Source organism: Halobaculum marinum (genome assembly GCF_029338555.1).
Classification (GTDB): Archaea; Halobacteriota; Halobacteria; order Halobacteriales; family Haloferacaceae; genus Halobaculum; species Halobaculum marinum.
The window spans coordinates 195,779-219,350 of sequence record NZ_CP119990.1; the positions used below are offsets into that span (position 1 = coordinate 195,779).

The following is a 23,572-nucleotide window of genomic DNA, read 5'->3' on the forward strand; positions in this document are numbered from 1 at the left end:
AGGTCGTGACATCGATGCCCTCCAGACGCCGCTACCTCGCCGCCGTCGGCGCGAGCGCGCTCGCGACCGTCGCGGGCTGTTCGGGTGTGACCGGTCGGCCGGCCCCGTCGGAACCGCCCGCCCCCGAGACGCCGCCGTTGGACGAGGACAGACAGATATACGGGTCGGACGGGAACTGGTCGAGTTTCGGCTGCAACGCCGGCAACACGCGGAGCGTCCACGGGATTCACGCCGGCGAGGCGCCCGTCGACGGCGTGCGCGAGGACTGGCGCGTCGAGGTATCGGGGCTCCAGTACCGAGCGCCGGTCGTCGCCGACGGGCGCGTGTTCCTCCCGAGTCCCGATGGACTGCGCGTGCTCGACGCCGCCGACGGGAGCGAGTTGTGGCACGTCGACGGCATCCGCCACGCCCCCGTGGTGCGCGGCGAGACGGTGTACGTCGCGGACAGATCCGTCCCCGCCGTCCGGGCGTTCGCGGTCGACACCGGTGAGCCACGGTGGCGCGTCGAGACCGACGCGACGCCCGTCGGACCGTCGATGTACCCTGGGTCGCCGCTTGTCGTCGGGGCCGGCGAGCGCGTCCACGCGCTCGACCCCGACACCGGCGACCAGGTGTGGTCGCGCCGCCTGTTTGGCCGCGTGCTGCCGCACCCGCCGGTGTGGAACGGGTTCGCCGTCGCCGTCGCGACCGATGCCGGGCAGGTGTCGCTGCTGTCGCTCGACGACGGCGTCGGAATCCACCGGACCAATCTTCCGGCTCGGCCGACGTGCCCGCCGAGCGCCGACACCGACGCGGTGTACGTCACCTGTCTCGACGGCACGACGTACGCGCTCGGTGGGAAGGCGAACGGGTGGAGCCGTGCGTGGAAGGTCCAGACGGGGTGGACGAAGGGTGGACTCGCCGTCGACTCGGGACTGGTGTTCGCCGGGAGCATCGTCGACCTCCACGCCATCGACTCAGAGACCGGCGAGGTGCAGTGGTCACACGGCGTGGGTGACTGGGACCAGACGGCGCCCGCACTCGGTCGAGACACGCTGTTCGTCGGTGGCGACCGTCTGTGGGCGCTGGACCCGACCGAGGGAGGCGGCGACGCCGGGCCGCCGATCCGGTTCGAGCGTTCGTTCCACGGGCGCGTCGGTCCGGGACCGGTCCTCGACGACGGGAGTGTGTACGTCGTCGCCGAGACCGGCGAGGAGACGACGCACCTGCTCTCGCTGTCGTAGCCTGGTCGACGGAACCGTCACACACCGGGACGGCTGGTGGGGTTTTGGGCCGCCGAAAAACCGACACCCTTTAGGCCGACCTAATCGGTTGTGGAGATGAATGAGTACCACGCAGGACATCTGTGTCGTCGTCCCGACGATTCGGGAGTACGAGTGCCTCCGCGAGTACGTCGCGAACGCTCGTCACCACGGCTTCGACACGGACCGGCTGTTCTTCGTCCTCGTGACCGAGGACTTCTGTGATACGGACGCGATGGCGACGATGTTGGACGAGGAAGACGTCGACGGCGTCGTCTTCGACGGGAGCGCCCGCGAGGAGTGGTTCGCCGACCACGACGCCGCGGAGTTCTCGCACCTGATCCCCGCCGCGAGTCACGCCCAGACCTCCTTCGGGCTGCTGTACCTGTGGGCCCACGAGCGCTTCGAGTACGGCGTGTTCATCGACGACGACACGCTGCCACACCCCGAGGAGGACTACTTCGGCACGCACATGGACAACCTCGCGCACGAGGGCGAGGTCGAGTCCGTCTCCTCCGACGAGTCGTGGGTGAACGTGCTGTACCAGTCGGACACGGACCTGTACCCGCGCGGCTACCCGTACGCCGCGATGGACGAGACGGTCGAGACCGACACCGAACACGTCGAGGAGGTCGTCGCCTCTCAGGGGCTGTGGACGAACGTCCCCGACCTCGACGCCGTCCGGATCCTGATGGACGGCGACCTGCAGGGACAGGCACAGACGCTCACGGAGACGAGCGACTTCGACCACGACTTCGTCGCCGCGGAGGGGCAGTATCTCACCGTCTGCTCGATGAACCTCGCGTTCCGTCGTGAGGTCGTTCCCGCGTTCTACCAACTGCCGATGGACGACAACGAGTGGGAGGTGGGTCGCTTCGACGACATCTGGTCGGGACTGTTCCTTAAGCGCGCCGCCGACGAACTCGGCAAGCAAGTGTACAACGGCGGCCCGCTGTGCGAGCACAACAAGGCGCCGCGCTCGACGTTCGACGACCTCGCCAACGAGGTCGCCGGCCTCGAACTGAACGAGCACGTCTGGGAGGTGCTCGACGACGTCGCCCACGGCGCCGACTCCTTCGAGGCGGCGTTCGCAGAGATGGCCGACGCGCTCGCGGAGGGCGACTTCTCCGAGTGGAACAACGGCGCGTTCCTCAACCACTGCGGCGAGTACATGCGCGACTGGCTCGACTGCCTCGACCGCGTCGAGGGCGCGGGGACGCGTGCAGTCGCCGCGGACGCCCCGGAGGTGCCCGCCGATGACTGACGAGCGTCGCACCTACCGGCGCCGCAAGGTGCTGGCGGGGCTCGGCACCGCAGGTGCGGCCGGACTCGCCGGCTGTGGCGGCCTCGTCGGCGGTGGCGGGGGCGGAGGCGGCGGCGGCGGTGGCGGGGGCGGCGAGAACTCTATCGGTGCCGCCTTCGACGAGTTCCGCGGCTCCGGTCCGCTCGCGGAGGGGCGCGGCGACCTCGGCGGCACGCGGATCGAGGACCTGCCGGACCTGTCGGGCGAGTTGACCATCTACCTCGGCGGCGGCGAAGGTGGCCTCTACCGCGACCTGCTCGCGAAGTTCGAGCAGATCTACCCCGACTTCAGCTACAACGCGCGCGAGTCCGGCACGTCCGACGCCGCGAACACGATCATCAGCGAGGGCGCGGCGACGCCCGCGGACGTGTTCTGGTCGGTCGACGCCGGGTCGCTCGCGGCGGTCGCGGGCGAGGGGCTGACGGCGACGCTCCCGAGCGAAGTCGTCGACCCGGTGCCCGACGAGTTCCACCCGGATGACGGCTGGGTCGGCACGGCCGGTCGCGCCCGGGCGGTGCCGTACAACACCGCGGAGTTGTCGGGCGACGACGTGCCGGACACCGTGATGGACTTCCCGGACACGCCCGCACTGGCGGACGCGATGGGCTGGGCACCCACCTACGGCGCGTTCCAGGCGTTCGTCACCGCGATGCGACTCATCGAGGGCGAGGACGACACGCGTGCGTGGCTGGAGGGGATGCTCGAGGCCGGCGTCACCCAGTACAACAACGAGTTCCTCGTGTCGAACGCCGTCGCCGACGGTGCGCTCAACGCCGGCTTCGCGAACCACTACTACGCGCTGCGCGTGCAGGCCGCACGGCCGAACGCCCCGCTCGACCTGGCGTTCACCAGCGGCGACGCGGGCGCGCTCATCAACGCCGCCGGCGCGGAGGTGCTGTCGGCGAGCCAGAACCAGGAGTTGGCGTTCACGTTCGTGCGACACTTGCTGTCGGCAGAGGCGCAGGAGTTCTTCGCGACCCGAACGTACGCGTACCCGATGGTCGCGGACATCCCGCCGGTCGGCGGACTGCCACCGATCGACGAGCTGAACCCGCCGAGCATCGATCTGACGGAGCTGTCGAACATCCAGCCCACGCTGGAACTGATGCGCGAAGCGGGGGTGCTGTGACGGTGGAGGCGATCTGAATGGCCCCGGGCGGGGGCTTCGGCCGCGTCGGCGAACTGCTCGAGGACGGCGACGACGAGCCGAGCGTGGCGGTCGTCCTCCTGGCGGCGGGCGTCGCAGCGGCCGTGCTCTCGCCACTCGTGTGGCTCCTCGTCAGCGCCGCCGAGTTGTCAGTCGACGACGCGCTCGGACTGATCGCGTCGGGGACGACGACGGAAGTGCTGATCAACAGCCTCGCGCTCGTCGGCGTCGTCACCGCGGCGTCGGTGGCGCTGGGCGTCCCCCTCGCGGTGTTGACCGTCCAGACGGACCTCCCGTTCAGACGCGCGTGGACCGTCCTCGCGGCGCTCCCGCTGGTCGTCCCGAGCTACATCGGCGCGTTCGCGTACGTGTCGGCGTTCGGCCCCAGCGGCGCACTCCCCGACCTGTTCACGCAGTACGGCGTCGGCTTCGTGAACCCGTACCTCCCGACGGTGTACGGCCTCGGCGGGACGGCGCTCGTCCTCACGCTGTTCACCTACCCGTACGTGTTCCTCACGACGCGGGCGTCGTTGCTGTCGTTCGACACGACGCAGTTGGAGGCCGCGCGGACACTGAACCACTCGTACCCGCAGGCGTTCCGCCGCGTCATCCTCCCGCAGATCGCACCGGGTGTCACCGCCGGCGCCCTCCTCGTCGCGCTGTACACGCTGTCTGACTTCGGGACGCCTGCGATCATGCGGTTCGACGTGTTCACGCGCGTTATCTACGTCGAGTTGAACAGCTTCGGCGTGGGGCGGGCGAACGCCACGCTGCTGTCGATCCAACTGCTCGCCGTGACCGCGGTGATCCTCGCGCTGGAGTCGCGCGTCAGCGGCGACACCGCCGCCGGCTACGGCACGCCGTCGTCGGTGAAGACGGTCGTGTCGCTGGGGCCGTTCCGGTGGCTCGCCGCCGCCGTCCCGGCGGTCGTGAGCCTGTTCACGCTGGCGCTGCCGGTCGGCATCCTCACGATGTGGCTGGTCCGCTCGGGGCCGGGCTACACCGGCGGCGGCCTCGCGTTCCGCCCCGAGTTCGCGACCAACTCCGTGTACGTCGCCGTGTTTACCGCGGCCGCGACAGTGCTGTTCGCACTGCCGGTCGCGTACTACGCGGGGCGGTCGGACTCGCCGCTGGCGAAGGTGACAGAGCGAGCGACGTACCTCGGCTACGCCATGCCCGGCGTCGTGCTCGGCCTGGCGCTGGTGTTCTTCTCCAGTCAGTGGCTGCGCGACACCGTCAGCCCGGGAGCGGCCCAACTCGTCTACCAGTCGCTCCCCCTGCTCGTGTTCGCGTACGTCGTGCGGTTCCTCCCGCAGGCGGTCGGCTCGACCCGCTCGTCGGTGCTGGGCGTCGACCGCGACCTCGTCGGCGCCGCCCGTCTGCTCGGCGAACCGCCACGGGGCGCGTTCCGTCGCGTGACGCTGCCGCTCATCTCCCCGGGCCTGCTCGCGGGGGCGGCGCTCGTGTTCCTCACGACGATGAAGGAACTCGACACGACGCTGATCCTCCATCCGACAGGGTTTACAACGATAGTGACCTACATCTGGCGTGTTCAAGAAGCCGGATACTACGGTCGCGCCGCCTTGCCGGCGCTCGTGTTAGTGGCCGTGTCCGGCCTCTCGATGGTGCCGCTACTCAGGGGACGCGACGATGACTGACGACTCACACCTCACCGACGCCGACGCGACTGACACGCCGACTGCGACCGCGGGGGACGCCGACGGCACCGACCCCGCCACAGACGGCGGCACGACCGTCGGCGCCGCAGACGGCGTCGACGACGGCGTGGCGAACGACCCGGTCGTCGGTGGGACCGACGGCGTGGACGCCGACGAAGCCGTCGGCGAACCGGTCCTCGAACTGAGCGACGTGATCAAGCGATTCGGCTCAGAGACGGCAGTCTCGGGGATGGACCTCACCGTCCGCGAGGGGGAACTCGTCACGCTGCTCGGCCCGTCTGGCTGCGGCAAGACGACGACGCTCCGAATGATCGCCGGACTCGAGGCGCCCACCGAGGGGACCATCGCCGTCGCCGGCGACGTCGTCGCGGGCGAGGGGTCGGTGACGCCGCCCGAAGAGCGAGACGTGGGGCTCGTGTTCCAGGAGTTCGCGCTGTTTCCGCACCTCACCGTCGCCGAGAACATCGCCTTCGGGCTAGACGACCCCGACTCCGCGGCCGCCGAACGGCGCGTCGCCGACCTGCTGGAGTTGGTCGGCCTCGCCGACTACGGGGACCGTTCGCCCGCGGACCTGTCGGGCGGCCAGCGCCAGCGGGTCGCGCTGGCTCGCTCGCTGGCGCCCGAGCCGGACGTGCTGCTGCTCGACGAACCGTTCTCGAACCTCGACGTGAGCCTGCGTGTCCGGATGCGCGAGGAGGTGAAGCGCATCCTCGACGAGGCGGGCGTCACCGCCGTCTCCGTCACCCACGACCAAGAGGAGGCGCTGTCCATCTCCGACCGCGTCGCCGTCGTCAACGAGGGGAAGGTCGAACAGATGGGCGACCCGGGCGAGGTGTTCGAACACCCGACCTCCCGGTTCGTCGCCTCCTTCCTCGGGCAGGCGAGTTTCCTGCCCGCTCGCGTCGGCGAGGACGGCATCGAGACGGCGGTCGGCTCGTACGACCGGGAGCTGTTGAAGGGGCTCGGCGACGGCTACGTCGGCAGCCACGTCGACGTGCTCGTGCGCCCGGACGACCTCCGCGCGACGCCCGTCGGCGACGGCGACGCGGACGGCGAAGTGATCCGGCGCCAGTACACCGGCCCCTCGTTCGTCTACCACGTGAAGCTCCACGACGGGACGGTCCTCCGGTGTCTCCACAACCACACAGAGGAGTTCGAAGTGGGCGAGTCGGTCGCGGTGACACTCGTCGCCGACCACGCGCTCGCGTGGTACCCCGCCCAGTAGATGTCCGACGGGTCGACGGGGGGCGACGACCGCGACGCGTCGCCACCGCCGACTGCGGTGCTCCGTGACCTGCTCCCGGCGAGCGTCGCGACCACCGACGCCGGTCGGGTCGCCGCCGTGTTGCTCGCGGGCGTCGCCGCGGCGGTCGCCGTCCTCGTCGCCGGCCAACTGTTCCCGTTCCACTCGCTGAACCACGACGAGGGCGTCTACCTCCAGCAGGCTGAACTGCTGTTGTCCGGGCGCCTGTTCCTCCGCCCGCCCGTCGCGGACGCGTTCCGCCCGTGGTTCTTCGTCGAGAGCGAGCGCGGCCTCTACTCGAAGTACGCGCCCGTCCCGGCAGCCGTGTTCGCCCTCGGCAAACTCCTGGGCGGCTACACGGTCGCACTGGCGGGCATCGCCGCCGGCCTGGTCGCCGGAACCGTCGCGCTCGGCAGGGAGGTGTTCGACTGGCGTGTCGGCACGCTCGCCGGGGTCCTTCTCCTCGCGACGCCGCTGTTCGTCGTCCACGCGGGCGTGTTCCTCCCGTACGCGCTGACCGCCGCGCTGAACGTCGCCTTCGCCGTGTGGTACCTCCGAGGGGAACGGCGCGCGAGTCGTCGCGACGCGACGCTCGCCGGCGCCGCCGTCGGCCTCGCGTTCTTCGCGCGACCGTACACCGCGGTGTTGTTCGCCCTTCCGTTCGTACTCCACGCGGTCGCCACGCTCGGGCTGTCGGGTGCGTGGCGGACGCCAGTCGCGACGCTCGGGGTCGGCGGTGCCGGTGGAGACGGCGGGCGCGGCGACACCGTCGACGACGACGCACGAGCGCTGTTCGGTCGCCGCCTCATCACCGCGACGCTCGGGAGCGCGGGGGTCGCCGCCGCGCTGGGGTACAACGCCGTCGTCACCGGCGACCCGCTGGTGTTCCCGTATCTCGCGTTCGCCCCGGAGGACGGCGTCGGCTTCGGCGAACGCGCCATCCTCGGCCACGAAGTGAACTACACCCTCGACCTGGCGCTGGAGGCGAACGCGCTCGTGCTCCGCACGCTGTTCACCGACTGGGTGGTCGCGGGCACCGTGGGTACCGGCGTCGCCGCCTGCGGGGTTGCGCTCGCGCTCGCCGGGCGGACGACCGCAGGCGAAGACGGGGCGACGGCGCGACTCCGGCGCGGACTGCTCGCGGCCACGTTCGCGACGGTCGCCGCCGGCAACGTCGCGTTCTGGGGGAACTACAACGTCCTCGGCGCACTCGACGAGCCGACGGACGGACTCATCTACTACCTCGGGCCGTACTACCACTACGACCTGATCGTCCCGACGGCGGTGTTCGCGGCAGTGGCACTGGTTGCCGGCGGCGACGTGCTCGCGGCGCGGACGCGCGCGCTGGCGGCCAGCGAGCGCGTCGACCGGCGGGCGGTCGGCGCCGTCGCGGTCGCGGTGCTGGTCGTCGCGAGCGGTGCTGGCGCCGCCGTCTCGGCGGGAGCGGTGACGGAGACGACCGACCGCAACGAAGCCGTGACCGCCGAGTTGCGTGCGGGGTACGGGCCGCTGGCAGACGGCGGGGCGCCCGACGACGCCGTCGTGTTCCTGCCGACGCCGTACGGCCCGTGGCTCAACCACCCGTTCCAGACACTCCGCAACGACCCCGGCTACGACGGGGACACCGTGTACGCGCTCGGCGACACCCGCGAGTTGGCGGTGAGCGAGGCGTTCCCCGACCGGGCGCTGTACCGCTACGTGTACGCCGGGTCGTGGGTTCCCGTGGACGACTCGACTGTTCGGGGCACGCTCCGGGAGGTGGACCGCGTCGCCGGCGAGCGCGTCGTCGTCGACGTGACGCTCGACCGCCCCGACACCGCCGCCGGCACGACCGTCCGCGTGACGACCGACGAGGGGTCGGCATATCTCGTCGCGACCGACGACGCCGGCCCGCTGACGCTCCGGGTTGTCGCCGACGGAGAGCGCGTGACCGTCACCGGCGAGGGCGTCGAACCGAGCGGCCCGGACACCGACGCCAACGTCGCGCTCGACGACGTCGACGAGGTCGCCGTCGAGGTGTACGTCGCCACCGGCCCCTCCTCGGGGTACAGCCACCAGATCGTGTTCCCGGTCGAGCGGACGAGCGACGGCGACGTTCGGGCGCTGTCACCGACGGTCGAGACGTGCCCGGTGCCGACGCGGTGTGTCCCGCAGGGCGTCGGCGACACACCGTCGGACCGCGGCGTGACCGTCACCGTGTCGAACGCCACGCGAGACGCGTAACACCCCCTACCCGACGGATCGCGGCGAGAGGGGATCGCCGCACCGGTTTATGCTCTCTCGGAAACACGTCTGGGTATGGAACTCGTTCGCACGGTCGCCACACGCACCCCGAGCCGCGCGCGGGTCCGCCGCTTCGGCTACCTGTACGTCCTGGGGCTGCTCGGCGTCGCGGCCGCCGCGGCGACGACCCTCGTCGTCGGACCGCTCCCGTCACCGTTGGCGTCGCTGTCGCCGGTGGTGGCGTTCCTCCTCGTCGCGCTCCAGCCGGCGGTCCTCCTCGCCGTCGCCGTCGTCGTCGGTGGCTACGCCGCGCCACGGGTCGGCCTCCGATCGCACGTGCGAGCGTACGCGAGCGGGAACATGGCCGCGTGGCACGGATTCCGATCGGAGCTCCGAACCGCCGTCCTGCTGGGCGCGCTCGCGGGTGGCACGCTGTTGGTGCTTGGGTGGCTCGTCGGCCCCGTCGGCGCCGTCTCCGGGGAGAGGGCGACGGTCGCCACGGTGCTCGCGGGCGTGCCGCTGCGCTTCCTCTACGGCGGCATCACCGAGGAGTTACTGCTGCGGTGGGGCCTGCTGTCCGCCGTGGCGGCGCTGTTGTGGCGCGTAGGCGGGGGCGACCACGGTCGACTGTCGTCGCCAGTCGCGTGGGCGGCCATCCTCGTCGCGGCGGTGCTGTTCGGCGTCGGGCACCTCCCGACGGCGGCGACGCTGTACGGCGAACTCACACCCGACGTCGTCGCCTTCGTCGTCCTCGGTAACTCGCTCGGCGGCGTCGCCTACGGCTGGCTGTTCTGGCGCCACAGCCTGGAAGCGGCGATGGTCGGTCACGCCACCACCCACGTCGTGTTCGTGGCGGCGTCGCTGGTGTTCCTCCACGTGTGAACTACCGTCCGGCGTCAGGTGGTCGGCTCGTCTGTGTCGTCGGTGTCGTCTGTGTCGTCGGAGTTGTCGGTATCGTCGGTGTCGTCGGTTCCCTCGACCTCGTCGTCCGGACCAGTCACCTCGTCGGACTCACCGCCGTCGGCGCGAACGGCCGCGCGGCGCTCCGGGATGAGGTCGAACGACGACTCGATGTCCCCGAGCACGAGCAGCGCGTAGTACCGGAGGTACGCCACTGCGGGTACCTGCACGAACGCCGCAGCCACGAGTAGCGACACGCCGAACAGGATGCCAGCGACCACGAGCAGGCCGATCCCCAGCGGCTCGAGCACCGACAATAGGAGCACGCCGATACCGCCGAGGATGCCGAATGGGATCAACAGCAGCACAGCGGCGATTCCGATGGCGAGTGCGACAGCGATCCCGACGACGACGTTCAAGATCACGCTGGCGACGACGTACGCGAGGAACTGCCACGGGTTCGCCGTGATCGTCGGCCAGAGCCGCCCCCACGCGCCGAGCACCGTCCGGTCTTCGAGCACCATGATCGGCACGACGAACACGGTGGTGAACCCATCGACGAGTCCGGTGACGAGTGCGAGGACGCCGAGCACCGGGACGAGGAGGAGTATCGAGACCACGGAGATGCCCGGCTCACTCCCGCCGAGGAGGAGCGGCGCGAACGCCAGCCCGAACACGACCGCGAAGGCGCCGAACACCACCACGCTGAGGACGAATCGGAAGCCGAACAGCCGAACGCCCTGCCGCCACCGTCGACCCCAGAACTCGCCGAGGCGTGCGTCCTCCGCACGGAGCGACTCGATCAGGACGAACTCCATCACGGACCCGACGAACAGGAGCACCAGCCCCACGAGCAGCGCCACCGCGATCACCGCTGCAACGACCGCGAACACCTCCGGTCCGATCTGTGGCAACGGTGGCAGTTGGCCTGGCCCGCCCGGCGTGCCTGGACCACCGCCGTCGACGGGAGAGGACACCTGCGTGCCGTTTGTACCCGCCCCGGGCCCGCCGACGAAGAACGCGACGATCGCGAGCTTCAGCCACAGCGAGCGATCGATCGGCCACAGCAACGCCTTCGTCGCACGGTACGCGTCGTCCAAGTCCTCGACAGCGTGTATCGGCACTGAGGTCACCTATCGGATGGACGACAGCATCGTGTCTATGAGTTCGTATCGGTTGTATATCAGAAGGCAACCATCACAGTTCAACGTGGAGTCAGCTACGGGTTGGCGGCCCCCGTCAAGACCGTCCAGCGGAACCGACGGTGTGGTCGTCTCGACAACCGACGTGCAGAGAACGTGTCCATGGCCACGTAATCGAGTAACCGATACCTGAGTAGCACCTCGGTCTCGTATGCGACGACTGGATACGCTCGTTCGCCCTGTCGAACGGTACGCGGACGCGCTCTCGGCGACGGCCCACGGTGTCGTCGCCGTCGTCTCGTTTTTTACCTTCGTCGGCGTGATCGCGTTGGGATTCGTCCCGGTGACCCGCCGGATCGAGACATCCGGCTACTCGACGTCAGATCTGCAGGCTGCGACGAACAGAGCAGAGGTCGATACGATACTGCAGGCGTTCCAACCGGTCATGGAGTCCGTGGTACTGCTCTCGGTCCTCGATTACCTCTTCATCGTGGCGGGGTTCTTCCTGTTCTTCTCACTCCACTCGCTCGCCGTGAAGACGCTGGCAGGCCACGAGCGGCTGGTACTGATACCGAAAGTCGGGATGTGGTTGACGGTCGTCTCGCGACTGCTCGATTCGTTGGAGAACCTCTGGGTGATCCTCATCTACACCAACCCCGACGACTACGCGACCGTCTTGATCGGGCTGATGAACACCACTGAGACGGTGAAGTGGACGGTCGTCGGCGTCGAGTATCCGACGCTCGGGGTCGCCATCGTGGTCGCACTACTGGCGTGGTACACTTCGCTGTTCGACCGAAGATCAGCGCGTCCACAGTAGGCCGTACCGACGGTGGATACGCACTGGATTCTGCACTCAGACCTTGATTCCCCCGTCTAGAGTATCGAGGACTCGTGGAAACGACTGCATAGCCGCACGGGCGTTCCCTGAACGTGACCCACCGCGTATGTTCGCGTGGTAGGGACGGAGGAAGAGGTGGCCAGCATCGGGGAACGAATAGTGACCGAACGCGTCGTCGTGGTCGTTGCGGAGCAACCGATACAAAGCGAACTCAGAGTACGCCGACGCGTTCCACACCGCGTCTTGTTTCCCCGTGAGTAAGGAGACGGGGCCCTGGATGTCTTCGACGGGCAGCATCACTGCCTCGTACGCGTTCTCGGCAGTTTCTCTGACGGTATCGAGCACACAAGCGACCGTCTCACACACCGCATCAGGCTCATCGAACGAGCAGTCCTGCCAGTCCCCACACTCCGTGCTATGAAGCGCTGACCAGAAGGCATCGAACTGCTCTCGAGAGACGATTGGGTCGCCGTCTCTGGTCCACGGCACATCTGGTCCGACGGTCGACGGCACGAGGAATCCGCTACCACCGTACCCGACCACAGTAGCAGACGTGTCTATCGAAGCCGCAGTCAGGATTGCCGGTTCGACACCTCGAGAGATACCGACCAATCCAATCCCGTCGTCGACCGTCTCGGGACGCGACTGCACCCACTCGACTGCACGTTCGAAGTACGCTATCGGAACTCCGTTCAAGTCGTCGGAGAGTGCTTCCTCCGGGCCGAAATACTGGAGCCCAAGTGTCCAGTACCCCTGCGTTGCCAGCAGCTGGCAGTATTCGCGGGGGATGTACCCTCCAGACCCGTGCAGAACGATCACTGGCTGGTGAGGCCCCGCTCCGTCCGGTGTGTACACGATCCCAACGAGGCCGTCAGCATCGACCGAACTCCCCCTCGCGTCGGGGCTGCGAGCGATGCGGGTCGTCGTCGCCTCGGCCACGGGCGCCCCATCCTGACGTACTTGGATCCGAAGGTCGACCACTCCTCTTCCGCGGAGTTCAAATCGGCCATACCCCTCGTCGTCCGAACTGGTGAACTGCGAAAGCACCATTCGTGGTGTGGGATCGGTATCGGTGGCGCCGACGAACAGATCGAGTTGGCCCTCAGTAGTGGTGTTGTACGTCTTTCGCCACGCATAGGAATCGAGAGCGGTGGGAGTTGGCTGTGCGAGCACTTCGATAGCTGACCCAGATTGGAGACCAGTGACTGTGACTGGGAGTGGCTGTGCGATACGGGTCGCCGACGGAACGTCGATCGTTGGAGACTGTTGTCCCGTCGTCGTCGTTTGCGCTTGATCTGCACTACATCCGCTCGCACCAACAGCCATCGAGGTCGCACCGACCCGGAGGAGCGTCCGTCGAGAGAGGGAACCAACCATGATGTTGCCGTTTGAGAACGTCTAGTATAGTGGTACCGACAGGAGGATCCGTCTTGGCTTATTCCACCTCCCAATTCCACACCTCTCTCCGAACCGAGACCGCTCTCTCTGGCGCACACCACACCGAACGAGTTCTGAGAAGTCCGACGACCTCGTTCGAGACGGTCAGCGACCCAGTCCGAGGCGCTCCTCGATGCAGCACTTGAGGATCGACTTCCCGATCTCGGCGCCGCCGGAGAAGGGGTCCAGTTTCGTCTCGCCGAGGCGTTCGTCGTACGCGATCGGCTCCTGCCGGATCCGGTAGCCGCGCATCGCCGGGCGGATGAGCAGTTCTGCGGACAAGCCGGTGTTCTCGGTCCACCGGATCGACTCGATCACGTCCTCGTGGTACGCGCGCATGCCGGTCGTCACGTCGTGGAGCGTGTGGCCGCCGAGGACGCTCGCGGTCGCCGCGAACAGTTTGTTGCCGAGGCGGTTCATCGCTGGCATCGTCTCGGCGCCGTGGTACAGTCGGTCGCCGCTCACCACGTCGTACCCCTCGTTAATCAACGCGAGGAAGTCCGGGATGCGCTCCATCGGGTACGTCCCGTCGCAGTCGGTCGTGATCCGAACCGGGTTGCTCGCCTCGTACAGCGCGCGCCGCACCGCGGCGCCGTAGCCGCTCGGGGGCTGCGGAACGACGCGGGCGCCGCGTTCGCGGGCGATTTCGGCGGTCCCGTCGTCGGAACTGTCCACGACGACGACCTCCGCTCGGCCGTCGGTCGCCGCGTCGATGTCGTCGAGCACCGGGCCGATCGCCTCGGCCTCGTTGTACGCACCCATGACGACGCTCACGTCGTCGAGGGTGTAGCCGCGTTCGTGCATACTCGCCGATAGTGGAGGCGGCTTTTAGGCTTGCCGAAAAGTTGTGGCCGACGACGGCGACCGCGACACGGGGACCGGTCGCGAGCGGTTCCCAGCGATTGGGACTCGGCTGTCCCTCCCTTTTCTGGGCAGCCACAAGCCGAACATGTATGTCGAACTCCCGAACACCATCGGCGACGCGACGGACCGTACTCCGAACGGCGCTGGCGACCGGAGCGGCAGCGGCAGGCGGCGCGGCGGCGACGCCAGCGGCGGCGCAGTCCGGCGGTGGGCTGGCCGAGTGGTTCTCGAACACGGGGAACTACGACGGCGTCGTCGACGAGACTGGGAGTGGATCGGTCACCGTCCAGGTCGGGTCGGAGGCGAACGGCGGCGCGTACGGGTTCAGCCCCGCGGCGGTGCGCGTCGACCCCGGAACGACTGTGACGTGGGAGTGGACCGGTAACGGGGGGTCACACAACGTCGTCGACGAGGGCGGCGCCTTCGAATCCGAATTGGTCGGAGAGTCGGGCCACACGTTCGAGCACACCTTCGAGGAGACCGGCGTCTACCGCTACGCCTGCACCCCGCACAAGGCGATGGGGATGAAGGGCGCTGTCGTCGTTGGCGACGCCGAAGTCGGTGGCGGGGGCGGCGACGGTGAGGGCGGCGGGTCCTCGACAGACAGCGGCGCGAGCGGGGAGTCGACAGCCACCGCGACCGACGAAGCGACGAACACGACCGCCGCAGGCGGGGCGAGCGGGTCGGGGGGGAGCGACGTGGGCGACGCGCCGGCGTACCTGCTCGTCGGCGGCGGGATCGCGGCCGCCATCTCCCCGCTCGTGTTCGGCCTGGTGATGGCCGTCCTCGGTGACGGATACGGGCCCGACCCGGATGGCACGGGTGGCTACCGAACCAACGGCGAGAGCGACAGTCGCCGCGAGGAGAGGTGAGACGCCGTGGCGCGCGCGAAACTCCGAGTGACGCTGCCGGAGGACACCTGGGTCGGAGCGGTGTCGCGCGACCACTCCGACGCACGGCTCTCGGTGCTGTCGGTGCTGCCGACCGGGGAGGGTCGCGGGGTGACGCTGGTGAGCCTCCAGGCCGACGACGCGCCCGCGGTCGTCCGCGACATCGAGCACCACGACCTGGTGGAGGAAGTAGAGCTCCAGCGCGCCGCCGAGGACGTCCGTGAGGTCGTCATCCGCGTCGAGACGACCGACCCGCGACTGTTGAAGCCGCTGCGCGACTCGCGGCTCCCCGTGGAGTTCCCCCTGGTCGTCTCGGAGGGCGTCGCCGAGGTGACGGTCGCGGGATCGCGCGAACGGCTGTCGGCGCTGGCGACGGCGCTGGAGGCGACGGGCATGGAGTTCAGCGTCGGGTACGTCCACGACGCGCTCGACGCAGAGGACCTGCTCACCGAGCCACAGCGCGACCTGCTCGTGGCGGCCATCGATGCTGGATACTACGACACACCCCGCGATGCAACCCTGACCGAGTTGGCCGACCAGCACGGCATCGCGAAGTCGACCGCCAGCGAGCGACTCCACCGCGCGGAGGGGAAGGTGATCAAACGATTCGCCGAGGACGCCCTCGGCCTCGACCCAGAGGTGCCGACAGGCCTGTCGGCGGGGGAGCGATGAACGGCGACGGCTCCGAATCGGGGACCGGCGACGCACCCGGACCGTGGGGCGTCGCCCCGACGGCGGTCACGACCGTCGACGACCTCTCGAGCGACCTGCGAGAGGACCTCGGTGTCCCCGAGGGCAGGGCGGCTACGGGCATCGACGTGCGGTCGGCGCCGCCGCCAGAGCCACTCACCGACACCGTCGCAGCGCTGACGGAGACCGACGATACGACCGTGCTCTTCCAGCGCAACGACCGCGTCCCGGTCCACCTGTTCGACCGGCTCGACGAGCGTGGGTACGAACACGCCAGCGTCGAGCGCGACGGCGAGGCGTTGACTGCCGTCTGGCGCGAGTGACGCGAGAGCGCGAACACGTTCGGCGTGAGCGACTCGGGGCGAGAGACCGTACGATCTGCCACCATGTTCGGTCGATCGTCGCTCCCGTTCGGTGACGCAACGGAGACGAGTCCCTCGGACGACGCGGGCGGTGACGAGGTGGACGACGAGCAGCCGACCGCCGCGACCGCCGACGACCGGTTCGACCCACCCGACGCGTTCGTGCCCGAGTCGCTCCCGGAAGCCGGCGACTGGCTCAGTTCGGGCGATGCGACCGTGCTGACCGGGGGTGCACACGTCGGCGTGCGGGCGGTCGTCCGCGATATCTTCGAGGCACGCGGGGTTCGAGACGCCACCTTCGGCTACGTCCTGACGAAGTTGGAGCGCGACCGCGACCACCCCGAGGCGGGCCTGCGCTACGCTCGTGACGGGCGCACGCTCCGCGTCGAGTTCGTCCCCACGACCGCGTTCTGTCCGCAGGGCGGGTCGCTCGCGCTGGCGGCGTCCCGAGCGCTCAACGCTGAGTGCGAGCGGCACGGCTTCGAAGCGGTTCGCGTCCGAATCGCGGACGACTACCACTCGAGCGAGGCCGTGAACCGTCGGCTCCGCGAGCAGGCCGACCACCCACACGACGAGCAGGACGGCGCGAGTAGGGACGGCGGGAGGAGCGGCGTCGGCGGGGGCGACCGGTCGTGAGCGTCGCGGGTGGTCCTGGCGGACCGGCTCCAGCGGTCGACGGCGGCCCGGAGTACGGACCGCCGGCGCCGACGGTCGTCCGGGGTGTGGCGCTCTCGGCGGGGCTGCTTGTCCTCTGGGCGGGGGCGCTCGCTGCCGAGCGACTCGGGGCTCTCGACGCGACGGGTGCGCTCGGGACGACACACCTGCTGTTCGCCGGCGTCGCCTGTACCGCGATTGCGGCTGCGGTCCCGCAGTTCGTCGCCGTGTGGTCGACGACGCCACTGCGGTGGCCCCATCTCGCGGCGGCGGCGCCGCCGCTCGTGGCGGTCGGGACGCTCGGCGTCGCCGGGGGATTTCTCACGGGGTCACTCCTCCTGACGGCACTCGGTGGCATCCCGCTCGCAGGTGGCCTGTGGTCGTTGACGGCCTCGGTGACGCGCACCGTGCTGCCGTGTCGGCCCTGGGATGCGACCGAGCGGGGACTGATCGCGGGGACGTGGAGCCTCGCGCTCGGGGGTGCACTGGGGCTGGTCGTGGGCGCGACCCACGCGACCACGCTGGGACCGGTGCTCGGCGTCGACTACCCCGCCCTCGTCGGCGCGCACGCGACGCTGATGGTCTTGGGCGGCGTCCTCGGCGTCGGATACGCAGGCGTGTTCAGGCTGTCGTCGATGCTCACCGGCGCGCCCGACGACCCGCGCGTCCAGCGGGTGGCCGCCGCGGTCGCGACCGTCCATCCGGCGTCTGTCGGCCTGTTGGCGGGCGGACGACTGGTCGGTGTCCGGACGGTCGCGCTCGCGGGCGCCGTCGGCGTCGTGACCTGTGCGTTCGCCGCCGGTGCCGTCGTCGCCCGTCGCGTGTGGGTCGGGCGCGAGTCGTCGCCCGCGACGCGACGATACGGTGTGGTCGCGGTCGCGCTCCCGGCGTGGGGGGCCACCGCCGGCGCTCGGTGGGCCGCCGACCCCCTCGCTCGCACCGCGGTCCTCGGGGGGCGGGCCGCCGAGCCGCTGCTGTGGGGCGCCGTGGTCTGTCTCGTCGTCGGCTCGCTGTACCACGTCGGGCCGTTCCTCGTGTGGCTGGAGCGATACGCCGATCGACTCGGACTCGAGCCGGTCCCGACCGTCGATGATCTGTACGACGACCGCGTCGCGCGCGTCGACGGCGCCGCACTGGTCGTCGGGGTGGCGGCCCTCACGGCTGCCGCGGCGGACGCACCGTGGGCGACGACGCTCGGCGCGGTCGGCGCCGCTGTGCTCGTCGTCGCCGCTGCGGGCGTCTGCGCCAACCTCGTGCGGGTCGTCCACCTGCACGCGCCGTGGACGGTCGCGGAGGTGATGGTGGGCGGGACTCCCGAGTAGCGGTCGCGGAGCACCGCGGCTTGGGACCGGGAGGCTCGCCCGCGACTACGACTCCTTCGTGACGCGGGTCACGTAGCCGCCACAGCCGCAGCGGTCGACGAAGGTCCAGTCCACGTCGTCGCCGAAGCGATCGCTCAGCGCGGGGTAGAGGTACGTCTCCGGGTGGCCGAGGTCGCCGTGGGTGACGAGGTTGACGTGGACGCCGACGGTCGTCCGCTCGACGGCGTCTATCGCTTCCTCGCACACGAGCGCCTCGTCGTCGGCGTGGCGCGGCTCCTCCAGTTTCGCCGACCACGACGTGTCGTGGCGCTCGTCGTCGTCGCTGTCCGTGTGCGGGTCCGCTCCGGTCGCGGCGTCGGTGTTCGCCGTCATCGGTCGACCGTACGACCGCCCGACCCGTCGGCGCTTCCCCGAACGTCTTCGCTCGCGGCGGAGCGCGAGACCGACCGGCGGTCGGCCAGTCGGTCAGTCGGCCAGTCGGCCAGTCGGGGAAGCGGCCCCGACGGCGGTGGGTGGGCTACCGGACGGGTGCAGAACGGAGGCGCGAAGAGACCGCGAGGAGTTTGCGGGCGATGCCTGCGATCGGTCGTGGGCACCGGTCGGGCCGTGCAGGAGCCGGCGCGAGTCAGTACATCGGCCCTTCCTCGTCTTCGGCTGCGGGCGTGTTGGGACTGGGGTCGAACACGTCGGGCTTCTCCTCGCCCTCGACCGTGATGACGCCCATCATCCCCTTGCGGGCGACCCGCGACAGTGCGTGGTCGACGAAGCCACGTGCTCGGGCACCGGGAAGTCGAGGGTGCCGACCATACAGCTCCCCGGCGGCACGTTCACCGTCTGGAGGTACTGCTCGGCGCGCCCCGCGAGGCCGCCGTCGCGGTACGCCTCTGTCCAGACGTTGCCGATGGGGTGGAAGTTGCTGTTGAGGTTCGGCCCGCCCGTCACCATGAACACGCGGGCGGTCTCGCCGGTCTTCGCGGTGGGGGTGCCGAAGCCGTCGGGCGTGATGGCGTACTTCTGGCCGTTGAGGAGGACGTACGTCGGGTCCTCCGCCTTCATCGCCTCCATGTCGAAGCTGTGGCGCCCCTTCTCGCCGGCGGCCTTGTCGGTGTACAGCTCGTGCTGGCCGAAGTAGAACTCGCGGTCGACCTCCGGCAGACCCTCCTCCGGTTCGACGAGGATCATTCCGAACATGCCCGACGCGATGTGGTAGTCGAGGTTCGGGACCGCACAGTGGTAGATGTAGGCGCCGGGGTACCGCGCTTGGAACTCCATGGCGTTCTCCTTGCCGGGGGCGGCGTTCGTCGCGATTGCGCCGCCGGCGGTGCCGTAAACGGCGTGGAAGTCGACGTTGTGCGGCATCGCGTTCGACGAGGCGTTCTTCAAGTTGAACTTCACCGTGTCCCCCCGACGGACACGGATCATCGGGCCCGGGATCTGCCCGTCGAACGTCATGTAGTCGTACACGACGCCGTCCTCGACTTCCGCGCGGACCTCCTTGGCCGTCAACTCCACCTCGACGGTCTTCGGCTCGTCACGATCGATCGGATCCGGGATGTCCGTGGGGTCGGCCGCGACGCGGTTCGTCGTCGGCTTCCCGCTCTGTCGCTCGGTCGTCTTGCGAGCGGTCTCGGTCTCACTATCGGTCGGCGCACGGCCCGAACATCCAGCGAGCGCGGTCCCGCCGGCGCCCGCGCCGATCGCCTTCAGCGTCGTGCGTCGGGTTTGTGGCATCAGTTGGCACCTCGCGTTTGCGTGTTGGGACACGACCCCCATCAAGCGGCGTCGCGGTTTTCGATCGCGGGGGACCGCGACGAACACGTTCACGGGTGCTGAAAAGGCGACACCAAGGAGCGGCGTCGCTCACGCCCGCTACACGGGCCGTCACCGATTCGCGCCCAGCCCTTCGGACGAGGGGCCGTGCCCCCCGTCTGACCGGCGGGCCGACCACGGACTCACAGCCCGAGTCCGGTACTGTACTCCAACGTTCCGAACCCGGTCCCCATCGACTCGGCGTCTATCGGCGTGCCGCCGACGGTTCCCGTGAGGCCGGCCATCCGGAACATGAACTCGTTGTAACTCCAGTGCGAGGTGACCCGGCCGCCGAGTCGCGGGCGGTCGAGCCAGTTTCTCGCGTGGCCGTACGTCTGAGCGACGAACCGGACGTAGTCGCCCGCCTCGTTCTCGACGCGAACGTCGAAGTCGGGGTGTTCGCCGGTGCCGAGCAGCGGTTCGACGGTGATGCGATCGAACTCGACCTGTCCCTCGCCCGAACCCCAGTTCCAGAAGCCGGTCTGTCGTAGTGGGATCGTCAGTCGTTCGAGTGTGTTCGACGAAGAGAAGCCGTATCCGCGCCGGAACAGGTGGGGGCCGACGAACGGCACCAACACCGAGAAGGAGGTTCCGTCCGGGAAGATGGCCCAGATCCACTTCCACGGCATCAGCGGGACGTCGAAGCACACGCGCTGGAAGTAACACGACCCCGACAGCGTCTCGGGGCCGTCGGGCAGGTCGAACTCCCCTCGAACTCCATCTGGCGCCACGCGACGACCTCGGCGCCACCCAACGGGGTGTCCACGTCCAGGGACGTGTGGGGCGAGGTCATCTTCGAGTCGAGGGCACCCCACGCCTCGAACTCCGCCTCGGCGTCGTCGCCGACGACGTGGGCCCGCAGTCCGAGGGAGTCGTCGTCGGAGAGCGCCGTCAGTTCGCTTCCGCGCCTGGTGCCGTCTTCGCCCTCTGCCCACGCGTCGAGGCGCTGGTCCTCGCGGGACAGCACCGCCTCCGCTGGCTGCCTGACGACGTGGTCGTGGACCACGTCCTCGTCGCCGGCCCACCCGACCGTCGTCGCGTCGAACCGGTCCACGCCGTCGGTGACGGATCGGTCGGCGTCCATCCCACCCGGCGGCAGGTCGTTCACGCGGGACTGGTCACCCACGCAGGCGGCGACCGAGAACATGAGCTGTCGCGGCCCGTACCCCTCTTCGCCCTCCGGGAACAGGAGGAAGAACCACCACGAGGACGACGTCGCGTTCTGTCGCTCGGGGTTCTGCCACCAGATCTTCTCGAACGCACGCCGGTGGTCGGGGAGCGACCTGTCCGCGAAGGCGTCGGTCATTGGTGTCCCTCCCGCTGGGCCGGTCAAATAAGCCGCACATCGGTCGCCGGTGTCTCGTCGGCGCCCCGACACAACGAGGCAACTCCAGTCTTCGCAGGGGCGCCCGGACCCGGTGTCCCGCCACGGCGAGGCGCCGTGGCGGTCAGTCGTCGCTCAAGAACGCCCGCACAGCGCCGGTGGTGACGACGCTGTCGGCGTCGTCGGCCACGCGGCGCGTGCGGAGCTTCGCGGCCACGTCGTACGCGAACAGCGCCGTGCCCGCGATGATCATCGTGTCACCGGGGAGGCGCGCCCAGAACAGCGTCTGGACGAGCGGGCGCTCGTAGAACGCCAGCGAGCGCGCGGCGTCGTACGTCCCGGTGAACGCCACCTCCAGTTGGAGGAAACCGACTGGGAGCACCGAGACGAACACCATCAGCGCGAGGCCGACGTTCCACAGCCAGAACGCCCAGCGGAGGCGACGACCGCTCCAGTCGCGGATCGTGAAGCGGAGCACGTACGTCGCCATGCCGAGGGCGAGGAATCCGAACGCGCCGAACATCGCCGCGTGGGCGTGACCCACCGTGAGGTACGTGCCGTGCTCGTAGTAGTTGATCAGCGGGAGGTTGATGAAGAAGCCGAGCACGCCGGCGCCGACGAAGTTCCACAGCCCCGACGCGATGATGAACATGAACGGCAGGGTGTACGGGAACGACTCGCCGCTGGTCGCGAGCGCGCGGTACTCGTTGAGCGCCTCCAGCAGGATGACGACCAGCGGGATCAGTTCCAGCGTCGAGAACACGCTGCCGATTGGGATCCACAGGTCGGGCATCCCGATCCACCAGTAGTGGTGGCTGACGCCGATGACGCCCGACCCCATCACGAGCAGCGCCTCGACCATCACGGCCTTCTCGGCCGACCGGCGCCGCAAGAGGTTCATCGACACCAGCGTCATGCCGACGACGGCGACGATGAAGAACTCGAAGGCGCCCTCGACCCACATGTGGACGACCCACCAGCGCCAGAACTCCGTCACCGCGATGTTCGTCTGCGGCGTGAACATGAACCCCGCGGTGAACAGGAGGGCGATCGATCCACCCGCGTACAGGATCATGTGGGCGAGCCCGTACGGCTCCTCGCGGTCGAGCAGCGGCTTCAGACCGCGGGCCGCGAGGTACGCCCAGCCGAGGAAGCCCGCGAGCAGGCCCACCTGCCACAGTTTCCCGACTTCGAGGTACTCCAAGCCCTCGTTGCCGAGGATCCACCAGAGGTCGCCGTCGATGTAGCCGTGCGAACCGAGCCAGATGCCCGTCAGCCCGCCGACGGCGACGACGACCAGGGCGACGAGCAGCCCCTTCACGTAGCGCGCCTGGTTCGACGGCTCGTAGCCGGTGAGCAGCGGCGGGAGGAACAACCCGGCCCCGAGCCACAGCGTCGCTATCCACAGGATACCGAGGTCGATGTGCCACGTCTTCGCCATCGCGAACGGGAGCAGTTGGAGGATGTCGACCCCGAGGATCGACTCGACGCCGAAGAACGCGTGGCGCTCGATGTAGAAGTGCGCGAGGAGGCCCCCGAGCAACGTCTGTGCGAGGAACAACAGTGCCGCGACGGGGACGAACCACAGCGCGGCAGACTGGCTGGGTAGCAGGTCGACGTCGTCGGGATGTGGCACGTCGACCCCCTCGGTCGACGGCTCGGGGAGGTCGATCGACTTGTACAGCCACACGCCGATCCCCGCGCCGGCGACGAGCAGCACCATCGCGACGACGCTCCACGTCATCGCCGAGGCACCCGGCGTGTTGCCCGCAGCGGGCTGGTACGGCCAATCGTTCGTGAAACTGTGGTCGGCGCCCGGACGGTCGGTGTGCGAGAACCACGCGGTCCACAGCGCGAAGTCGGCGAAGCGACGGGCGTCTTCCTCGCTGTCGATCATGTTCGCGGGGACGCCGCGCTCGTTCGACCCCTCGTGGTAGCGCTCGACGTACGTCTCGCGCACCTGCTGGTGGGCATACGCCTCGGCGGCCGAGTGCTCGATGGTGCCGTCACCCGGCGTGCCGTCGGACAGTTCGTTCTCGACGGTCGCGTCGACCGACGCCTGTTCCTCGTCGGTGAGGTCGGCGTACGACTCCCCGTAGCGCTCCTCGGCGTAGTACGTCCGCATCGCGTCGACCTTGAGGTCCAGCGCGTCAGCCGTGTAGTCCGGCCCGAAGTACGCACCGTTGCCGAGGATCGACCCGTGGTTCATCAGGCCGTCCCGCTGGAACGCCGCCTTGCCGTCTTGGATCTGTGCTTCAGTGGCAATCGTCTCGCCGTCGGGGCCGACGACCCGGTCTGGGATCGGCGGCGCCTCCTGGTACGCGAGGTACGCCCCCGCGCCCATCACGACGAGGTTGACGACGAAGGCGACGACCAGCGCCTTCGCCAGAGATCGTCTGGTCACTCGCATGCAGTCGACGGTAGCCAGCCCCGACCCTTCAGCCACCGACGGCGTTCCCCGCTCCCGAGGGCCGGCGCGAACACGTTCGGGGGCGTATCCC

Annotated in this window: 20 protein-coding genes and 1 pseudogene; 13 read left to right on the top strand and 8 right to left on the bottom strand. The window is 69.3% G+C overall.

What is annotated here, in order from left to right; translation table 11 throughout:
• Positions 1-14: 14 nt before the first annotated feature.
• The 7 genes from P0R32_RS16270 (at position 15) to P0R32_RS16300 (ending at position 9,718) form a co-directional block, all read left to right on the top strand.
• Positions 15-1,223: an outer membrane protein assembly factor BamB family protein gene (locus P0R32_RS16270; protein ID WP_276239507.1), complete on the top strand. Its 1,209-nt coding sequence runs from the start codon at positions 15-17 to the stop codon at positions 1,221-1,223.
• 100 nt (positions 1,224-1,323) lie between these two features.
• Positions 1,324-2,505: an alpha-1 4-glucan-protein synthase gene (locus P0R32_RS16275; protein ID WP_276239508.1), complete on the top strand. Its 1,182-nt coding sequence runs from the start codon at positions 1,324-1,326 to the stop codon at positions 2,503-2,505.
• The gene (locus tag P0R32_RS16280) at positions 2,498-3,673 is read left to right on the top strand and encodes an extracellular solute-binding protein (RefSeq protein WP_276239509.1); all 1,176 of its coding nucleotides are present in this window, start codon (positions 2,498-2,500) and stop codon (positions 3,671-3,673) included. The genes P0R32_RS16275 and P0R32_RS16280 overlap by 8 nt, the downstream gene beginning before the upstream one ends.
• Positions 3,674-3,690: 17 nt before the next feature.
• On the top strand, positions 3,691-5,349 hold the full coding sequence (locus tag P0R32_RS16285) for an ABC transporter permease (RefSeq protein WP_276239510.1): 1,659 nt from the start codon (positions 3,691-3,693) through the stop codon (positions 5,347-5,349).
• Complete coding sequence (locus P0R32_RS16290) at positions 5,342-6,595, top strand: ABC transporter ATP-binding protein (RefSeq protein WP_276239511.1); 1,254 nt, start codon at positions 5,342-5,344, stop codon at positions 6,593-6,595. The genes P0R32_RS16285 and P0R32_RS16290 overlap by 8 nt, the downstream gene beginning before the upstream one ends.
• Complete coding sequence (locus P0R32_RS16295) at positions 6,596-8,836, top strand: ArnT family glycosyltransferase (protein WP_276239512.1); 2,241 nt, start codon at positions 6,596-6,598, stop codon at positions 8,834-8,836.
• 75 nt (positions 8,837-8,911) lie between these two features.
• Positions 8,912-9,718: a CPBP family intramembrane glutamic endopeptidase gene (locus tag P0R32_RS16300; protein WP_276239513.1), complete on the top strand. Its 807-nt coding sequence runs from the start codon at positions 8,912-8,914 to the stop codon at positions 9,716-9,718.
• 14 nt (positions 9,719-9,732) lie between these two features.
• On the opposite strand, the gene P0R32_RS16305 is transcribed toward P0R32_RS16300, so the two are convergent.
• Positions 9,733-10,860 carry a DUF7544 domain-containing protein gene (locus P0R32_RS16305; protein ID WP_276239514.1) on the bottom strand — a complete coding sequence of 376 codons (1,128 nt, stop codon included), beginning with the start codon at positions 10,858-10,860 and terminating at the stop codon, positions 9,733-9,735.
• A 229-nt stretch (positions 10,861-11,089) separates the two neighbouring features.
• On the opposite strand from P0R32_RS16305, the gene P0R32_RS16310 reads away from it, so the two are divergent.
• Entirely contained in the window at positions 11,090-11,698 is a 609-nt protein-coding gene (locus P0R32_RS16310) for a hypothetical protein (RefSeq protein ID WP_276239515.1), read from the top strand.
• A 36-nt stretch (positions 11,699-11,734) separates the two neighbouring features.
• Here the strand turns inward: P0R32_RS16310 and P0R32_RS16315 are convergent, their stop codons facing one another.
• Positions 11,735-12,658: an acyl-CoA thioester hydrolase/BAAT C-terminal domain-containing protein gene (locus tag P0R32_RS16315; RefSeq protein WP_276239516.1), complete on the bottom strand. Its 924-nt coding sequence runs from the start codon at positions 12,656-12,658 to the stop codon at positions 11,735-11,737.
• Positions 12,659-13,261: 603 nt separating this feature from the next.
• Positions 13,262-13,960: a dolichyl-phosphate hexose transferase gene (locus tag P0R32_RS16320; protein ID WP_276239517.1), complete on the bottom strand. Its 699-nt coding sequence runs from the start codon at positions 13,958-13,960 to the stop codon at positions 13,262-13,264.
• Between the two features lie 149 nt (positions 13,961-14,109).
• Here P0R32_RS16320 and P0R32_RS16325 point away from each other — a divergent pair, with 149 nt between their 5' ends.
• The 5 genes from P0R32_RS16325 (at position 14,110) to P0R32_RS16345 (ending at position 17,938) form a co-directional block, all read left to right on the top strand.
• A complete protein-coding gene (locus tag P0R32_RS16325) occupies positions 14,110-14,892 on the top strand; it encodes a halocyanin domain-containing protein (RefSeq protein ID WP_390219568.1) in 783 nt (260 codons plus the stop codon).
• Positions 14,893-14,898: 6 nt separating this feature from the next.
• A complete protein-coding gene (locus P0R32_RS16330) occupies positions 14,899-15,582 on the top strand; it encodes a helix-turn-helix domain-containing protein (protein WP_276239518.1) in 684 nt (227 codons plus the stop codon).
• Positions 15,579-15,923, top strand: coding sequence for a DUF2249 domain-containing protein (locus P0R32_RS16335; RefSeq protein WP_276239519.1), 345 nt, complete (start codon positions 15,579-15,581; stop codon positions 15,921-15,923). The genes P0R32_RS16330 and P0R32_RS16335 overlap by 4 nt, the downstream gene beginning before the upstream one ends.
• A 63-nt stretch (positions 15,924-15,986) precedes the next feature.
• Entirely contained in the window at positions 15,987-16,598 is a 612-nt protein-coding gene (locus P0R32_RS16340) for a DUF7998 family protein (protein ID WP_276239520.1), read from the top strand.
• Positions 16,595-17,938, top strand: a complete 1,344-nt coding sequence (locus P0R32_RS16345) for a hypothetical protein (RefSeq protein WP_276239521.1) — start codon at positions 16,595-16,597, stop codon at positions 17,936-17,938. Before P0R32_RS16340 ends, P0R32_RS16345 begins: the two co-directional genes overlap by 4 nt.
• Before the next feature lie 45 nt (positions 17,939-17,983).
• Here the strand turns inward: P0R32_RS16345 and P0R32_RS16350 are convergent, their stop codons facing one another.
• The 5 genes and pseudogenes from P0R32_RS16350 to P0R32_RS16370 form a co-directional block, all read right to left on the bottom strand.
• On the bottom strand, positions 17,984-18,310 hold the full coding sequence (locus P0R32_RS16350) for a CGCGG family putative rSAM-modified RiPP protein (protein ID WP_276239522.1): 327 nt from the start codon (positions 18,308-18,310) through the stop codon (positions 17,984-17,986).
• 253 nt (positions 18,311-18,563) lie between these two features.
• Positions 18,564-19,669: pseudogene (gene nirK / locus P0R32_RS16355) on the bottom strand (copper-containing nitrite reductase).
• A gap of 221 nt (positions 19,670-19,890) precedes the next feature.
• The gene (locus tag P0R32_RS16360) at positions 19,891-20,376 is read right to left on the bottom strand and encodes a hypothetical protein (protein WP_276239523.1); all 486 of its coding nucleotides are present in this window, start codon (positions 20,374-20,376) and stop codon (positions 19,891-19,893) included.
• Positions 20,376-21,053 (bottom strand): hypothetical protein, encoded by a 678-nt coding sequence (locus P0R32_RS16365; RefSeq protein ID WP_276239524.1) that lies wholly within the window; start codon positions 21,051-21,053, stop codon positions 20,376-20,378. Before P0R32_RS16365 ends, P0R32_RS16360 begins: the two co-directional genes overlap by 1 nt.
• Before the next feature lie 142 nt (positions 21,054-21,195).
• Entirely contained in the window at positions 21,196-23,481 is a 2,286-nt protein-coding gene (locus tag P0R32_RS16370; RefSeq protein ID WP_276239644.1) for a nitric-oxide reductase large subunit, read from the bottom strand.
• Between the last annotated feature and the right edge of the window lie 91 nt (positions 23,482-23,572).

Excerpts from the sequence above, each read along its gene's own strand:
- P0R32_RS16270 (WP_276239507.1), top strand. The coding sequence starts at position 15 with ATGCCCTCCAGACGCCGCTACCTCGCCGCCGTCGGCGCGAGCGCGCTC.
- P0R32_RS16275 (WP_276239508.1), top strand. The coding sequence starts at position 1,324 with ATGAGTACCACGCAGGACATCTGTGTCGTCGTCCCGACGATTCGGGAG.
- P0R32_RS16280 (WP_276239509.1), top strand. The coding sequence starts at position 2,498 with ATGACTGACGAGCGTCGCACCTACCGGCGCCGCAAGGTGCTGGCGGGG.
- P0R32_RS16285 (WP_276239510.1), top strand. The coding sequence starts at position 3,691 with ATGGCCCCGGGCGGGGGCTTCGGCCGCGTCGGCGAACTGCTCGAGGAC.
- P0R32_RS16290 (WP_276239511.1), top strand. The coding sequence starts at position 5,342 with ATGACTGACGACTCACACCTCACCGACGCCGACGCGACTGACACGCCG.
- P0R32_RS16295 (WP_276239512.1), top strand. The coding sequence starts at position 6,596 with ATGTCCGACGGGTCGACGGGGGGCGACGACCGCGACGCGTCGCCACCG.
- P0R32_RS16300 (WP_276239513.1), top strand. The coding sequence starts at position 8,912 with ATGGAACTCGTTCGCACGGTCGCCACACGCACCCCGAGCCGCGCGCGG.
- P0R32_RS16310 (WP_276239515.1), top strand. The coding sequence starts at position 11,090 with ATGCGACGACTGGATACGCTCGTTCGCCCTGTCGAACGGTACGCGGAC.
- P0R32_RS16320 (WP_276239517.1), bottom strand. The coding sequence starts at position 13,960 with ATGCACGAACGCGGCTACACCCTCGACGACGTGAGCGTCGTCATGGGT.
- P0R32_RS16325 (WP_390219568.1), top strand. The coding sequence starts at position 14,110 with ATGTCGAACTCCCGAACACCATCGGCGACGCGACGGACCGTACTCCGA.
- P0R32_RS16335 (WP_276239519.1), top strand. The coding sequence starts at position 15,579 with ATGAACGGCGACGGCTCCGAATCGGGGACCGGCGACGCACCCGGACCG.
- P0R32_RS16340 (WP_276239520.1), top strand. The coding sequence starts at position 15,987 with ATGTTCGGTCGATCGTCGCTCCCGTTCGGTGACGCAACGGAGACGAGT.
- P0R32_RS16350 (WP_276239522.1), bottom strand. The coding sequence starts at position 18,310 with ATGACGGCGAACACCGACGCCGCGACCGGAGCGGACCCGCACACGGAC.
- P0R32_RS16360 (WP_276239523.1), bottom strand. The coding sequence starts at position 20,376 with ATGCCGTGGAAGTGGATCTGGGCCATCTTCCCGGACGGAACCTCCTTC.
- P0R32_RS16365 (WP_276239524.1), bottom strand. The coding sequence starts at position 21,053 with ATGACCGACGCCTTCGCGGACAGGTCGCTCCCCGACCACCGGCGTGCG.
- P0R32_RS16370 (WP_276239644.1), bottom strand. The coding sequence starts at position 23,481 with ATGCGAGTGACCAGACGATCTCTGGCGAAGGCGCTGGTCGTCGCCTTC.